Below are 16557 nucleotides of genomic sequence, written 5' to 3' on the forward strand. Positions count from 1 at the left end.
CTTATTATATTTATTTATAGTAAAAAATGTTAATAAAAGAAATAGGTAGGACATATAAATATTAAGGGGGTGATTAAAATGATGAGAGAGTTTGAAATAGAAAGACAATTTAATATTGAGATTGAAACTTTAAAAGCAAATAAAGGTGTATACTATTTAAAAACTAACAAGGGAGAACGTTGCTTAAAAAAAATAAATTATGGACCTCAAAAACTATTATTTGTATATGGTGCTAAGGAACATTTAATAAATAATGGATTTGATAAGGTAGACAAGTATTTTTTAAACATAGAGGGTGAACCATATGCATTAGTAAATGAAGATTTATATACTCTATCAATATGGCTAGAAGGAAGGGAATGTGATTTTCATAAAATTTCTGAAGTAAAACTTGCAGCAGAAACTTTAGCAAAGTTGCATGAAGCTTCAAAAGGGTATGATCCACCTGAAAATTCAAAGTTAAAGAGTGATCTTGGTAGATGGCTTAATCTTATGAAAAAGAGAGTTAAATCATTAGATAAAATGAGAGATATGGTTAGAAAGAAAAGTAATAAGAGTGATTTTGATTTAATATATATTAAATCAATGGAATTTTACAAAGAAATGGGGAGAGAATCCTATAACACTCTAGAGCAATCAAATTATCTTGGCCTTTGTGAAATTGCAGAAAATGATAAGAGTTTCTGTCATCATGATTTTACTTATCATAATATTATAATTGATAATAATAATGATGTTAATGTTATAGACTTTGATTATTGTAAGAGAGAAATAAGGGCTTTTGATATTTCTAACTTCATGACTAAAGTATTAAAAAGAGTTGAATGGGACTTTGAATATGCTAAAGCTATAATTGACTCATATAATAGTGTGTCTCCTATAAGAGAAGATGAGTATAAAGTTTTATTAGCTTATCTACAATTCCCTCAAAGATATTGGAGATTAGCTAACAGATATTATTACAATGAAGTTAACTGGGGACAAAATACTTTTGCTAAGAAGCTTCAAGGTATAATAGATGAAAGAGATAATTATCTAGAGTTTTTAAAGAAATTTAAAGAAGAATATAACATTGACTAAAATAAAACTCCATTTCGGTGGAGTTTTATTTTAATTAAATCATAAACTATATCTTTTACATAGAATAAATAGAGTAATAATATTTTAGGTGAAATTATGGTTGTAGGAGATATAGTTGTAAGAAAATCATATGATAAGGATGTTTCTTTCAAAGTGATTGATATAAAGGAGGTAGACGGAAAAGTTACATTCATATTAAAAGGGTTAAATATAAGAATTATAGCTGATGCTGAGAGTGATGATTTAGAGAAGGTATCAGAAGATTACTCAGGTGAGCAAGATAAAATTTTAAATAGTAGAGTTAATAAGGCTATAAAAACTGCTATTTCGACTAGAGATATATATAACAGAAAAGGTGCAACAAAAGCTAGTAATAAAGTAAGTAAGGTCTCTAAAAATGAAGAAAAGGAAGAATTGTTTTTTGGAAGACCAGGAAAAATACTTCACGTTGATGGGGATAAAGAATATATGGATACGTGCCTTAAAGTATATAAGCAACTTTCTCTTGATGCAGTGGGGGTAGCACTACCTGAGGAAGAACAACCTAAAAAGATAGTTGATCTAGTAAAAGAAATTAAACCAGATATAGTAGTTTTGACAGGTCATGATGGTGTTCTTAGAGGAACTAGAGATTATTTGGATCTTAATAATTATAGAAATTCGTTATTTTATAGAGATGCAGTAAAGGCTCTTAGGGATTATAACTCAAGCTATGATGAATTAATAATCTTTGCAGGTGCATGTCAAAGTTGTTATGAAAGTATGTTAGATGCAGGGGCAAATTTTGCATCTTCTCCAAGTAGAGTTCTTATTCATTGTTTAGATCCTGTATTTGTATGTGAGAAAATTGCATATACTAGAATTAATGAAATTGCATCAATTAAAGAAGTAATTGATAATACAATTACTGGTATAAAGGGTGTAGGTGGATTACAAACTAGAGGTAAGTATAGAGAAGGGTATCCGAAATCACCATATGTACTATAAGTAAAATTAAATATAGAGGGATAAGATTATAAATATAATATTTATAATAATTTATAATTAAGTCCCTTAAAGTTTATGTATTATATCTATTATTAATGAGAAATTAGTTTTAGATTTTATGCATAAATGTAAGTAGATTTACAAATAATAAAAAGGTAAGAAAAAGTATGAAAAAAATATTGACATTATAATTGTTAAGTGTTAAAATTAAGTTTTTGCTTGACGAAGCTTCAAAAAAATGGTATAATAAAAATAAGAAAGAGGGTGTTTTTATGGAAACTATTAAGACAATTGCCTCAATTAAAAAGAATATTGAGGGGCACCTTGGAGAAAAAGTAACTTTAAAAGCTAACGGAGGAAGAAAAAAGATTCTGGTTAACGATGGAGTTTTAGAAAGTGCTTATCCTAGCATATTCGTAATAAGATTAGACAATGACACCCAAAGAACCGTGACATATAGTTATTCAGATGTATTAACTCAGACAGTACAATTACATTTTCCAGGATAGAAAATAAAACTTCGATTTTCGAAGTTTTTTTCTATTTAAATAATTTTAAATAAAAAAAGAAAGATGGTGGGTTTCCATCTTTCAACTATGGTATAAAAGGGTATTGAGAATTTATGAGAGGTTATATGGTCAATAACCATTTACTATGTTACGACAAAAAAGTCTGTTTGTCAACAAAAATATAAAATAAATTTAAAAATAAGTAAAAAAAATATATACTTTATAAAAAATTTTTCTTTAATATGGATATTATGATGAAAAAACTTATAAAAAATAATTTGCTTTTCCTTCACATTAGGCATACATTTAGAATATTTTTATATAAATAGTAGTAGGTAGTTTATGGGGAGGGATTAAAAAATGTCAAAGATAGATGTTATAAAAGAAAATATCCAATTTGAACAACTTTTAAGAGAAAGCAATACTACAACTATGTTAAATGATGAATATCTTATACCTGATACTCATCCAGATGTAGAAAAAGTACTAATGATAGAGGCAAAACCTTCTATTACATCTAAAGAAACAATGGGGGATAAGATCGTTGTAGAAGGAAAGGTTGAATATAATTTAATGTATTTAGCTAAAGAGGAAAATATAGTAGTTTCATCAGTTAATTATTATCAAAAATTTAATAGTAACCTAGACTTAGAAGAAGCTGAACATAAAATAGTCTGCGAAGTTGAATGCAGAGTAGAACATATTGAAGCAAAGATAATCAATGAAAGAAAAGTAGCTATTGATGGGGTACTTAATTTTAATTGGGAAATGTATAAAGGAAAAGAATTAGAACTTATAAAAAATGTTGAGGGAACAGACGGCATAGAGATTCTTAAAAAAAATGAAGTTATAAATAATAAAAATGCAAATGAAAATATAGATATAGCTGGTAAATCAGTTATTAGAGTTAGCATGGATAAACCACAGATATCAAAGATATTAAAATCTAAAATTGAACTTCAAAAGAAAGAAATAAAAATTGGAGAAGATAAAGTACATTGTGGATGTTATTGTAAACTCGTAATATTATATTTAAGCAATGAAAGTAAGGATATCTTCTATTTAGAAGATAATATTTATTTATCAAAAGAGGTCGAAGTTGCAGGAGTAACTCCAGATATGATGGTAACAGCTGATTATGATATTAAAAATAAAGATATTACTGTTGAAGAAGATGATTTAGGTGAAGCTAGAATCCTTAATACGGAAGTTTTACTTAAATGTAATGTAAGAGTCTTTTCAAAGAAAAATGTTGATATAGTAATAGATGCATATTCACCAAAATTTCCAATTGAAATTTCCAAGGATCAATGTGATATGGGAATGATTCAAGGTGTATACAATGCTGAATCTATGGTAAAAGATAATCTTTACATGAATGAAGGCGCTATGATGCCTGAAAGAATAGTAACATTCTCAGGTAATGCTATAATTACTGAGAAATCTGTTGTTAATGATAAAATTATGGTTGGCGGATATATAAATGTTAATGTTATATATAAAACTAATGATGAAGATAAGTATCTAGATAAGGTTTCTGGTGATATACCATTTAATGTGAGCATCGAAGCAAGTGGCGCTAATGATAAGATGAAAGCACTAGTTAAAGCTAATATAGAAAATATGGATGTAGCAATAGAGGCTAATACTATAGCTATAAAGGCGACTTTAATCATGAATGCTAAGATATTATTTGAAGTTAAAAAAGAATTTGTAAAAGATATCTTAGAAGCTGAAGGGGAAGAAGTTGAAAAGAAAGCTAGTGTAACAATATATGTAGTAGGTAAAGGGGATACTTTGTGGAAGATTGCAAAGAAATATAGTACAACAATGAATGAAATTATAAGAATGAATGAATTAGAAGATCCTGATATTTTAGTACCTGGAGAAAGATTATTAATACCTGGAAGAATAGTATCTTAGTATAAAAAATAAGTCTTGCTAAATGTTTAGCAAGACTTATTTTTGCGTTTAAATGTTTAAAATATGAGTTTTAATATTCTTGAATAAATAATATAGCCTTAGGAAATAATAATAAACGCATGATTTGAGGTGAATATTATGAAATCTAAATTAAACTATGATTTGGTTGTTATAGGTGGAGCAGAAGATAAAGAAGGAAGAAAAAAAATCCTAAATGAAGTATGCGATTTAATTAATAAAGATAGAGATTTATTATTAGTCGCTACAATAGCATCTGAAATTCAAGAAGAAATGGAGGATGTATATGATAAGGTCTTCAGAGAAATAGGAGTGAAAAATATAGAATTTCTAAATATAGAAGATAGGGAAGAAGCTTATTTAGAAAAAAATATAGATCTTATAAAATCTTCTAAATTGATATTTTTTACAGGTGGAGATCAATTAAAAATAACTAGCCTCATAGGAGGAACTCCATTAAACAAAGCTCTTATTAATGGGATGCATAGTGGAAAAATAATAGTAGGAACATCAGCAGGAGCATCTGTAATGAGTGGAACTATGATCTTAGAAGGAGATGATGAAGAGTCACCTAAAAAACACAGTATTAATATGTGTCCAGGACTTGGATTTATTGAGAATGTTGTTATTGATCAGCACTTTATTCAAAGAGGAAGAATAGGGAGATTATTAACAGGTATAGCTGAAAATCCAGAATATTTAGGAATAGGAATAGACGAAGATACAGCTATAATAATTGATGAGAGAAAAATACTTAAGGTTATCGGAAATGGTGCAGTATACATAATTGATGGAAGTGGAATAAATCATACAAATGTGTCAGAGCAATTTAGAGATAAAACATTAAGTATATTTAATGTTAAGTTACATGTACTAATTGAAGGAAATAAATTTGATCTAATTAATAAGATACCTTTTGAGGAGGAAGTATTTAGAGATGAAGATAAAAGGGATAAGGATATTTAATGGAAGAAATATCTATTCGCATAGAAAGTGTATGAGAATGGATGTTGATTTAGAAGGATATTCTGAGATACCAAGTAATAAAATAGAGGGATTCAATGATGAACTTTTAAGACTCTTACCTATTCTAAAGGAACATAGATGCGGTATAGATACTGAGGGTGGGTTTGTTATAAGATTAAATGAAGGTACATATCTATCACATATTTGTGAGCACATAGTAATTGGAATGCAAAATATGTTAGGTATGGATGTTTCCTATGGTAAGGCTAGGGAATGTGAAGGAGACCATTACTATATTATTTATGAATTTATGTATGAAAATACGGCAGTTGAAATAGGAAAATTAGCCGTTGATTTAATAAATTCATTAATAACAAAGAAAAGTATAAATTTTGAAGAAAGATTAAAATTAGTTAGTGATATATTAAGTAAGGAATCAATAGGCCCAAGTACGGAAGCTATAAAAGTAGCTGCTGAGAGAGTTGGGTTGCCGGTTTTTGAAATAGACAACTCAGGATATTATCAAATAGGATATGGAAAACAAGGGCGTATTATAGAAGCTACTATAGGGTCAAATACTACATGTATTGGAGCGGATATAGCATGTGATAAGATGTTTACAAAAACCTTATTAAAGAGTCAAAGTATACCAGTTGCTGATGGAGAAAAAGTATATAATGTAATAGGTTTATTAAAAGCAGCTGAAAGTATTGGATATCCAGTTGTATTAAAACCACAATGTGGTAATCAAGGTAAGGGCGTATTCTTAAATATAAAAAATGAAAAAGAGCTTATAAAAGTTTATAACAAATTATCAAATGAATATAAAGATATAATAATAGAAAGATATGTAAGCGGAAATGATTATAGAGTATGTGTAATAAACAACGAAGTTGTTGCAGCTTCATTAAGAATTCCTCCAAAGGTTTCAGGTGATGGAAAGAGAAGTATAAGTGAACTTATAGAAGAGTTAAATAATGATCCTCTAAGGGGAGACGATCATGAAAAACCTTTAACTAAAATTAAGATTGATGATGATATGAAGGAACTTCTTTTAGAATCAGGATATAAACTAAGTAGTATTCCTAAAGTAGGTGAAGAAGTAGTCCTAAGAAGGAATGCAAATCTTTCTACTGGTGGAATGGCTATAGATTGTACTGATGAAATATGCGAAGAAAATAAGAGGTATTGTATAAAAGCAGCAAAGATTATTGGATTAGATATCTGTGGAATTGATATAACAGCTTTAAGTATAGGAGAACCTATAAAAGAGCAAGGTGTAGTAATGGAAGTAAATGCGGCACCAGGAATAAGAATGCATCACTATCCATCAAGTGGAGAACCGAGGGATGTAGGAAAGGCTATACTAAATCATTTGTATAATGGGAAACCTAGAAATATACCTGTAATAGCTATTACAGGAACTAATGGGAAAACTACAACAACTAGACTTATATCCTATGTATTAAATCTTATGGGAAATACTGTTGGCATGACATCTACAGAAGGTATTTATATTGGAGATGAATGCATAGATATAGGTGATGATACAGGTTATGAAAGTGCAAAATCAATTTTATTAAACAAAGATGTTGATGTTGCGGTACTTGAGACAGCCAGAGGTGGAATGATAAAGAAGGGATTAGCTTATGATTTAGCTGATGTTGGAGTAGTAACTAATATAACTGAAGACCATCTGGGACTTGATGAAATATACACAATGGAAGATTTAAGTTTTATAAAATCATTAGTAACTGAAGCTGTAAAGCCAAGTGGCTACTCTATAATAAATGCAGATGATAATTGGAGTAGAAATTTAATAGATAGAGCTAGAGGAGAGATAATATATTTTTCCAAAGATAAAAATAATAACTTAATACAAAAAAATATACTTGCTGGAAAGAAGGCTGTATTTATAGATGATGGTATTCTTTGTGTAGTTAATAATAATAAAAAATATAATGTGCTAAAGGTTGATGATATACCAATAACATTAAATGGCAGTTTAATATTTAATATTGAAAATGCACTAGCAGCATGTGCGGCATTAGTAGGAATTGGCATAGATTACTGCATGATAGCTAGAGGGTTTAATAAGTTTAAATTAGATTATGAACATAATGCTGGTAGGTTTAATATGTATAAATTAAATGGTAGAACTATTATATTAGACTATGGTCACAACGTAGATGGATTTAGGGCTATATTTGAATCTTTAAAATCTATGAATTTTAATAAACTAATTGGAGTTATAGGTATTCCTGGTGATAGAAATGACGAAATGGCAATTGATATAGGGAAAATAAGTGATAAAAATTTAGATTTTATTATAATAAAAGAAGACATTGATAAGAGAGGAAGAAAGCCAGGAGAAATTGCTAGTTTGATAGAAAATGGAATATCTGATAAAAACAAGTATAAAATTGTTTTGGAAGAACCAGAAGCTCTTAAAGAAGCTATAAGAATTAGTGAAGAGGGAGATGTTATAGTAGCATTCTTTGAAGAATTACAGCCTTTAATGAAGGTTGTTGAGAGTTATAGAGACGATAATGAAAAAGAAGAGTTGGTTAATTTATAAATATTTAAATTAAAGATTAGACACATAATATTTTTTAATTATTCTATAATCCATTTGAATTATTAAAAAATTATGTGTCTAATCTTTTTATATTACAAAAATAGACAGAGAGAATTAGCTATGATAAAATATGAGATAACATTGACGGAGGGAAGGGATATGTGTAATGAAAGCAAAGGCATATGCTAAGGTTAATATAGCATTAGATGTTATTGGAAAAAGAGAAGATGGATATCATTTATTGAGAATGATAATGCAAGCGATAGATTTATACGATGAGATATTGATAGAAAAGATAGATAAAGGAATAAGAATAAATTGTAATAAGCCATATGTACCAACTGATGAAAGAAATTTAGCTTATAAGGCAGCAAAGCTATTTATGGATAAATTTAATATTAAATCAGGAGTTAACATAACAATCAATAAAAACATACCAGTATCTGCTGGGTTAGCTGGTGGAAGCACAGATTGTGCAGCTGTATTAAAGCTCATGAATAAGATGTTTAAGACTAATCTTAGTGATCAAGAATTAATGGATTTAGGTGTTAAACTAGGTGCAGATGTTCCTTACTGTATAATTGGAGGAACGGCACTTTGTGAAGGAATAGGGGAGAAGATAACTAAGTTAAAACCATTTAAAGATAAAATACTAGTTTTAGTAAAACCTCCTTTTGGTGTTTCAACGAAGGTAGTATATCAAGAGTTTGATTTGTCAAAGGTTGTATTCCATCCTAATGTAGAAGGACTTATTAAAAATATAGAAGAAGATAATTTGAAATATGTAGCAAGTAATATGAAGAATTTACTTGAAAATGTTACTCTTGCAAAGTATAAAGAGATAATATCCATTAAACAATCAATGATTGAATGTGGATCTATTGGAAGTATGATGAGTGGGAGTGGGCCAACTGTATTTGCATTTTTTGATGATATGGTTAAAGCACAAAAGTGTTATGATATAATGAAAAAGAAATATAAAGATGTATGTATAACAAGAACCATATAAAATAAATATATATGTATAGAACTCCTTTAACTGGTAATAATGATTACTAGTAAGGGGGTTTTTATTATGAAAAAAGTATTTTATGCATTTATATTAATTATAATTTCAATGTTATTTTCAGGGTGTACAGGCAGTGAGGTGGGCAACTTAAAGGTAGATAGTGAAATCACTTATGATTATGATAGTGTGCAAGAGGAAATAATTAGATTTCACGTAATTGCAAATAGTGATACGGATGAGGATCAAGAGCTAAAACTTAAAGTGAGAGATGAAGTAATTAAGTTTCTTACACCGTTACTAGATGAGTCATCAAATATAGAAGAATCTAGAGAAATACTTAAAGAAAATGATAAGAAGGTTATAGATATAGCTAAAAAAGTTATAAAAGAAAATGGATATAATTATAGTGTTAAAAGCGAACTTTCAAGAGAGAATTTCCCAGAAAAGATATATGGAAATATAGTATTACCACAAGGAGAATATGAAGCTTATAGAATATTGATAGGAAAGTCATCAGGACAAAATTGGTGGTGTGTTATGTTTCCACCATTATGCTTTGTAGATGTAACTAAAGGTGAGGTTGCATATAATGAGACAGAAAGGCAAATGAATAAAGTTGTTGAAAATAAAAATAAACCTGTGGAAAAAAGTGATAGTAAAAATGATAAGGATAATAAAATAGAGGATGATACAAAGATAGATAAAAAAGAAGAGTTTAACGTTAAATTTAAGATTGTAGAAGTTATAAAGGAATTATTTTAATAGTTACCTTAAAAATTAACTTGATAAAACTAATGAAGAATCATAAACTATAATTTGTAACAAATTATGAATTTGGGATAGTTAAAGTTTAAATAAACTAATTATTAGGAGGAAATTTTAATGACTAGAGCACTAGCTATGATATCAGGTGGATTAGATAGTATATTATCAGCAAAATTAATTAAGGATCAAGGAATAGAAGTAATAGGAATATGCTTTAAATCATATTTTTTTGATGAAGAAAATGCTAAAAGAATGACTGAACAAATAGGTATACCTTTAGAGGTTGTTGACTTTTCAGTTGAACATTTTGAAATGGTTAAGGATCCTAAAAATGGATGGGGAAAAAATATGAATCCATGCATAGATTGTCATGCTATGATGATGAGGTATTCAGGAGAATTAATAAAGAAATTTAATGCAGATTTTATAATAACAGGTGAAGTTTTAAATCAAAGACCAATGTCTCAAAATAGACAAGCTTTAAATAAAGTTAGAAAAGAATCAGGTTTTAAAGATATTATACTAAGACCTTTATGTGCAAAAAATTTAGATGAAACTGAAATGGAAAAATCAGGGTTAGTAGATAGAGAAAAATTACTTGATATATCAGGAAGAAGTAGAAAAGTACAAATGGAACTTGCAGAAAAGTGGGGAATAAAAGATTATCCATCACCTGCGGGCGGATGTAGATTAACAGAGCCTAATTATTCATTAAGACTTAAAGAATCACTTGAAAGAAATGGTGATGTATCTCCAAAAGAAATAGAATTATTAAGATTTGGAAGACATTTTGTTAGTGAAAATGGTTGTAAAATAATAGCTACTAGAACTAAAGATGAGGGCGATAGAATAAAAAATGTTTTAACTAAAGAAGATTTAGTATTATATCCAACAAGCCATAATGGTGCTATGATAGTGATAAGTGGAAAGTATAATGAAGAAGATAAGGAATTAGCAGCTAAGATAGCAGGTAGATATTGCAAGGGGAAAGATCTTGATGAGGTGGAAATATCTTATGGGAAATTTGGATGCAAATTTGAAGGAACTTTAAAAGTTAAACCAGCTAGTGAAGATGAGATAAATAAGTACATAATACAAGGTAAATAAGGAGGTAGAGCATTTTGGAAAAAAAAGCGATTATTAAGATAGTTAGTAATGCTACTATGGAAAATGAAGAACTTATAGAAGTGGTTACTCCAGGTAGCTTAAAGAATGAGAATGATGAAATAATTGCAATGTATAAAGAGACTGAGATATCTGGAATGAATGGAACGGATACAAAGCTTAGAATTGGTGATGAATATATCATTCTTGAAAGAGAAGGAAGCACAACAACAAAAATGCATTTTGAAAAAGGCAAACCATCTGTTTGTTTATATAATACACCTTATGGAATGTTGGAATTAACAATTGATACTAAAGAGTTAAAAATAGATATGACAGAAGATGGCGGGAATGTTGAGATAAAGTATGAAATGCAAGTAGAGGGGCAACCATCATTTAAGACACAATTAAAATTAGATATAAAAGCATAATAAAATCACCTTACTAGATTATGATTACGTTAATTTAGTAGGGTGATTTTTTATTAAATTTGTTTAAATTAAATCTTGTCTATAAAAATAAAAAGTGGGAATAATTTAATAAAAGGAGGGAATGTGTATGATTAATGAGGAAAAGTATTTTAGAATAATAAAACAAATATGTGTCTTTAATAATATATCCAAAGAAGAATTACTGGATATATTAAAGGAAAAAGATATGAAATACTTACTAATTTTATTTTTGAAAAAATATGATTGTTGGAGTGAAGAAGAATTAAAAGAAGTTTTAAATGTTAAAACACGAAAAAGCATACATTATAACTACCAGAAAGCTGAAGAAAAATTATTGATAAATAAGAAATTTAGAGATAAATATTTTGAAATAGAGAAAAAAATAGACGCAGAATTATAAAAAAATAGGAAATGAACAAAATATAAATAAAAAATGACTAGATATTAAAAAATAAATGTGGTACTATATTATCTATGTTATTTAAAGAGAATTGTTTTAGCACGAATACCCCATAAATGAAATTTATGGGGTAATATCTATTATAACTTTGAATAGTTTATATGTCAATAAAAAAATAAATTTTCTCATAGGGAGGAACTAAAATGAACAAAAGAACTAAGTATGTATTTGTAACAGGTGGAGTTGTTTCAGCATTAGGAAAAGGAATTACAGCAGCATCGCTTGGAAGATTATTAAAAAATAGAGGGGTAAATGTATCAATACAAAAGTTTGACCCATACCTAAATGTAGACCCAGGAACAATGAGTCCATACCAACATGGAGAAGTATTTGTAACTGATGATGGAGCGGAAACAGATTTAGATTTAGGACATTATGAAAGATTTATTGATGAGAACTTAACTCAAAATAGTAATGTTACTACTGGTAGAATATATTGGTCAGTTATATCAAAAGAAAGAAGAGGAGAATACTTAGGTGGAACAGTTCAAGTAATACCTCATATAACTAACGCTATAAAAGAAAAAGTTTATAGAGTTTCAAAAGAAAGAGATGTTGATGTTGTTATAACAGAAATTGGTGGAACAGTTGGAGATATTGAATCACAACCATTTTTAGAAGCAATAAGACAAGTTAGAAGTGAAGTTGGTCCTGAAAATGTTTGTTTTATACACGTTACATTAGTTCCATACCTTGGAAAAGCAGGAGAGCTTAAAACTAAACCAACTCAACACTCAGTTAAAGAGTTAAGAAGTATTGGTATACAACCAGACATAATAGTATGTAGATCAGAAAAAGAATTATCAGAAGATATTAAAAATAAGATAGGCTTATTCTGCAATATGGATGGAAGATCAGTTATCCAAAATTTAGATGCTGAACATCTTTATGAAGTTCCTTTAATGTTACATGCTGAAGGATTAGATAATTTAGTATGCGAAAAGTTACACCTTGGATGTAAAGATATAGACAATAGTGAATGGATAGACATGGTTCAAAGAATTAAGAACTTAGAAAATGAAGTTACAATAGCTTTAGTTGGTAAATATGTTGAATTACATGATGCGTACATATCAGTAGTAGAAGCTTTAAGTCATGGTGGTCTAGCAAATAACACTAATGTAAAAATTAAATGGATAAATTCAGAAGAATTAGAAACTCAAGATGTAGATAAAGTTTTAGCTGGTGTAAATGGTGTTTTAGTTCCAGGTGGATTTGGAGATAGAGGTGTAGAAGGTAAGATAGAAGCTATAAGATGGGCTAGAGAAAATAAAGTACCTTTCCTTGGAATTTGTCTTGGAATGCAATGTGCAGTAATTGAATTTGCAAGAAATGTTGTAGGACTTGAAGGTGCACATAGTTCAGAATTAGATCAAGAAACAAAATATCCAGTTATAGATATTATGCCAGAACAAAAAGATATAGAAGACTTAGGTGGAACAATGAGACTTGGATTATATCCATGTAAGTTAGATGAGACAACAAAGGCTTATGATTCATATAAAGATGAAATTATATATGAAAGACATAGACATAGATATGAATTTAACAATGAATTTAGAAAAGAAATTACTGAAAGTGGTATGACAATTTCAGGAACAAGTCCAGATGGAAGATTAGTTGAAATAGTTGAAATAGAGGATCATCCATGGTTTGTTGCAGCTCAGTTCCATCCAGAATTAAAATCAAGACCAAATAGACCACACTCATTATTTACTGGATTTATAGAAGCTGCTTTAAAGGAAAAATAAAATAAATTATTATATAATAAAGGTATTCTAAATTTTTAGAATACCTTTATATATTTTAGGAGAAGATTATAAATATAATTATTATAAAATGAATCTTTTTAATTAATTATAAACAAATACCCTAAATACCTTGCAAACATAAGGTTATTGAAGGATAATAAAATAAAAGTCAAGTTATCTAAGAATCTTACCTTAAGAGTTCCCTAAAGAATGAATTTAAGTTTTTATATAAATATTGAACTAAATATGGAGGTGTCATTTTGACAAGAGAAGTTTACGAAGGTATGACATTAGCAAGTCTAAAAGAAGTTGCTAAAGAGTTAAAAATAAAAAATATATCAAAATATAAAAAAAGTGAATTGATAGATGAAATTCTAAAGAATAAAGTAAATTCTATAGAAAAAGATGGTGTTATATTAAAAGAAAAAATATCACCTAAGCCTAGAGAAATAAATACTCAAAACTATCAAAATAATCATCAAAACACTCAAAACAATTATCAAAACACTCAAAATAGTTACCAAAATACAAATAGAAGTCACACTCAAGGTGATAGGAATTATACTCAAAATGATAGAAGGTATAACAATCAAGGGGATAGAAACCATAATCAAAATGATATGGCTCAAGCTGTTACAGTATCAGGTATATTAGAGATTCAAGAAAATAATAGCTTTGGATTTTTAAGAGGAAAGAATTGCTTAAGTAGTAATGAAGATGTGTATGTATCTCCAGCTCAAATTAGAAGATTCAACCTATCAACTGGAGATAAATTAGAAGGTAAGGTTAGGGAGCCTAAAGAAGGAGAAAAGTTTAAAGCGTTAATATACTTAGAAAAAGTAAATGATGAAAATCCTGAAAAGGCTGTAGGAAGAACTAAATTCGAAAAGTTAACTCCAATATATCCAAAGGAAAGAATTAGACTTGAACGTAAGGGAGAAAATGATCTTTCAACAAGATTAATGGATATAATTTGTCCTTTGGGAAAGGGACAAAGAGGTATGATTGTTGCACCACCAAAGGCTGGTAAAACAACACTTTTAAAGAAATTAGCTCAAAATATATCAAAGAATTGTCCGGAAGTTAAGCTTATAGTATTACTTATAGATGAAAGACCGGAAGAAGTTACAGATATGCAAAGATCAATAAATGGAGAGGTAATGTACTCAACATTTGATGAAGAACCTCAAAATCATGAGAAGGTATCAAAAATGGTATTAGAACATGGTAAAAGAAGAGTTGAGCAAGGTCAAGATGTTGTAATTCTTTTAGATAGTTTAACAAGACTTTCAAGAGCATATAATTTAACAATTACTCCAACAGGAAGAACATTAACAGGGGGATTAGATCCTGGTGCATTAATAATGCCTAAGAAATTCTTTGGGGCTGCAAGAAATATTGAAGAGGGCGGTAGTTTGACAATTCTTGCAACAGCTCTTGTAGATACAGGTTCAAGAATGGACGATATGATATTTGAAGAATTTAAAGGTACTGGTAATATGGAAGTACACTTAGATAGAAGACTTCAAGAGAGAAGAATATTCCCAGCTATAGATATTTATAAATCAGGAACAAGAAAAGAAGATTTATTATTGAGCAATCAAGAAAGAGAAGTTGCATTTGCAATTAGAAAAATAATGTATACAGATGGAAATGTAGATAACGTAACAGAAAATCTAATTAAAATGCTAGGTAAAACTAAAGATAATGAAGAGTTTATAAGAGTATTTGAAAAAAATAATATTTAAAATAAAAAGACTGATACAAAAAGTTAAATGACTTTTTGTATCAGTCTTTATTACTAATTAAATAGTTTACTAAATCAACTATTGAAGATGATGAATATGTATCTGCTAAAGATTTTAGTTTATTTTTCATTTCTTCAAGAATAGCTGGGTTTTCAATTAATGAATCTATTATAGGGTTAATTTCTTTCATATAATTTACGTGAAATGCATATCCTTCTTTAGTAAGAAATTCAGTATTTTCTTTCTCTTGCCCAGGTATTGCAAACGGTATTATTAAAGGTAAATTTTTTGCAATTGACTCAGTAACTGTAAGTCCTCCAGGTTTTGAAATTATAACATCTGAGTATTCCATAAATGAAGATATGTCATTTGAAAAACCTAATATATGCAATTTTTTATCTTTATATTCTTTAGTACAATGTTTCATTAAATTATGCTTTAAGTTTTTATTATTTCCACAAACAACTGTAATTCTAAGTTTATTATCATTTTTTAATAATTCATCAAGAACATAAGAAATATCTTTTAACCCCATACTTCCACTCATAAGTAATATATTGAAGTATTCTGTACCCTTTATATGAGGAATGTTTTTATCTCTCTCAAAAAAGGATTCTCTTATAGGAATACCAAAAGGAAAAATTCTATCTTCTAGTATACTTTTATCTATTAAAGATTGCTTAGTATATTCACTTCCTGTTATATAAGCATCAACATTCTTTCCTATATATGTATAATGTGCCTTAAAATCTGTGACAACTGAAATGAAAGGTATATTTAAGCCTTCACTTTTTAACTTATCCATTATACAGACACATAACGGGTGAGTAGATATTATTATATCGGGTTTTTTTAAGCTAATTAGATTAGCAAGCCTCTTTTTTACAAATAAAAAAGGTATATTATCTAGCGTGTTTATAAATCTATTATTGGTTAGTTTATAAATAAAACCATAAATACCTGGAAAACTCATTGCAGATACTTCATATCCACCTACTACAGCATTTATTAAGAACTTACTACTATTACTTAAAAAGTCATAACTTATGCATTCATAATCGTTTTTTTGAAGCAATTCGCTAAGTGATTTAGCTGCTTGATTATGTCCCTGCCCAGTAGAAGTAGTTAATATAAGAACTCTCTTCATTCAATTCACTCGCTTCATATAATTTTTTATATAAATATAGTTTAACATTATTTCAGTATA

Annotated in this window: 14 protein-coding genes; 13 read left to right on the forward strand and 1 reads right to left on the reverse strand. The window is 28.5% G+C overall.

Annotation, left to right across the window (positions count from 1 at the left end; translation table 11 throughout):
* Window positions 1–78: 78 nt before the first annotated feature.
* The 13 genes from K5V21_RS09590 (at window position 79) to rho (ending at window position 15350) form a co-directional block, all read left to right on the forward strand.
* On the forward strand, window positions 79–1080 hold the full coding sequence (locus tag K5V21_RS09590) for a CotS family spore coat protein (RefSeq protein ID WP_221861078.1): 1002 nt from the start codon (window positions 79–81) through the stop codon (window positions 1078–1080).
* A gap of 96 nt (window positions 1081–1176) precedes the next feature.
* Window positions 1177–2067: a sporulation peptidase YabG gene (gene yabG / locus K5V21_RS09595; RefSeq protein ID WP_221861079.1), complete on the forward strand. Its 891-nt coding sequence runs from the start codon at window positions 1177–1179 to the stop codon at window positions 2065–2067.
* Between the two features lie 272 nt (window positions 2068–2339).
* Window positions 2340–2576 (forward strand): Veg family protein, encoded by a 237-nt coding sequence (locus K5V21_RS09600; RefSeq protein WP_204595475.1) that lies wholly within the window; start codon window positions 2340–2342, stop codon window positions 2574–2576.
* Between the two features lie 360 nt (window positions 2577–2936).
* The gene (locus K5V21_RS09605; protein ID WP_221861080.1) at window positions 2937–4499 is read left to right on the forward strand and encodes a DUF3794 and LysM peptidoglycan-binding domain-containing protein; all 1563 of its coding nucleotides are present in this window, start codon (window positions 2937–2939) and stop codon (window positions 4497–4499) included.
* 138 nt (window positions 4500–4637) lie between these two features.
* Window positions 4638–5483 (forward strand): cyanophycinase, encoded by an 846-nt coding sequence (locus tag K5V21_RS09610; RefSeq protein WP_221861081.1) that lies wholly within the window; start codon window positions 4638–4640, stop codon window positions 5481–5483.
* Window positions 5455–8061 carry a cyanophycin synthetase gene (gene cphA / locus K5V21_RS09615; RefSeq protein ID WP_221861082.1) on the forward strand — a complete coding sequence of 869 codons (2607 nt, stop codon included), beginning with the start codon at window positions 5455–5457 and terminating at the stop codon, window positions 8059–8061. Before K5V21_RS09610 ends, cphA begins: the two co-directional genes overlap by 29 nt.
* Before the next feature lie 166 nt (window positions 8062–8227).
* A complete protein-coding gene (ispE, locus tag K5V21_RS09620) occupies window positions 8228–9070 on the forward strand; it encodes a 4-(cytidine 5'-diphospho)-2-C-methyl-D-erythritol kinase (protein ID WP_221861083.1) in 843 nt (280 codons plus the stop codon).
* Window positions 9071–9136: 66 nt separating this feature from the next.
* Window positions 9137–9832, forward strand: a complete 696-nt coding sequence (gene spoIIR / locus K5V21_RS09625; RefSeq protein ID WP_221861084.1) for a stage II sporulation protein R — start codon at window positions 9137–9139, stop codon at window positions 9830–9832.
* Between the two features lie 120 nt (window positions 9833–9952).
* Window positions 9953–10942, forward strand: coding sequence for a tRNA 4-thiouridine(8) synthase ThiI (locus K5V21_RS09630; RefSeq protein WP_221861085.1), 990 nt, complete (start codon window positions 9953–9955; stop codon window positions 10940–10942).
* Window positions 10943–10956: 14 nt separating this feature from the next.
* Window positions 10957–11370: a DUF1934 domain-containing protein gene (locus tag K5V21_RS09635; protein WP_221861086.1), complete on the forward strand. Its 414-nt coding sequence runs from the start codon at window positions 10957–10959 to the stop codon at window positions 11368–11370.
* A gap of 127 nt (window positions 11371–11497) precedes the next feature.
* Window positions 11498–11791 (forward strand): thiamine pyrophosphate-dependent dehydrogenase E1 component subunit alpha, encoded by a 294-nt coding sequence (locus K5V21_RS09640; RefSeq protein ID WP_221861087.1) that lies wholly within the window; start codon window positions 11498–11500, stop codon window positions 11789–11791.
* Window positions 11792–11994: 203 nt separating this feature from the next.
* A complete protein-coding gene (locus tag K5V21_RS09645; RefSeq protein WP_221861088.1) occupies window positions 11995–13602 on the forward strand; it encodes a CTP synthase in 1608 nt (535 codons plus the stop codon).
* A gap of 260 nt (window positions 13603–13862) precedes the next feature.
* Window positions 13863–15350: a transcription termination factor Rho gene (gene rho, locus K5V21_RS09650; RefSeq protein ID WP_221861089.1), complete on the forward strand. Its 1488-nt coding sequence runs from the start codon at window positions 13863–13865 to the stop codon at window positions 15348–15350.
* Between the two features lie 40 nt (window positions 15351–15390).
* Here the strand turns inward: rho and K5V21_RS09655 are convergent, their stop codons facing one another.
* Window positions 15391–16497: an MGDG synthase family glycosyltransferase gene (locus K5V21_RS09655; protein ID WP_221861090.1), complete on the reverse strand. Its 1107-nt coding sequence runs from the start codon at window positions 16495–16497 to the stop codon at window positions 15391–15393.
* Window positions 16498–16557: the final 60 nt, after the last annotated feature.

It is taken from the genome of Clostridium sardiniense (genome assembly GCF_019753795.1).
GTDB classification, from domain to species: domain Bacteria; phylum Bacillota; class Clostridia; order Clostridiales; family Clostridiaceae; genus Clostridium; species Clostridium sardiniense.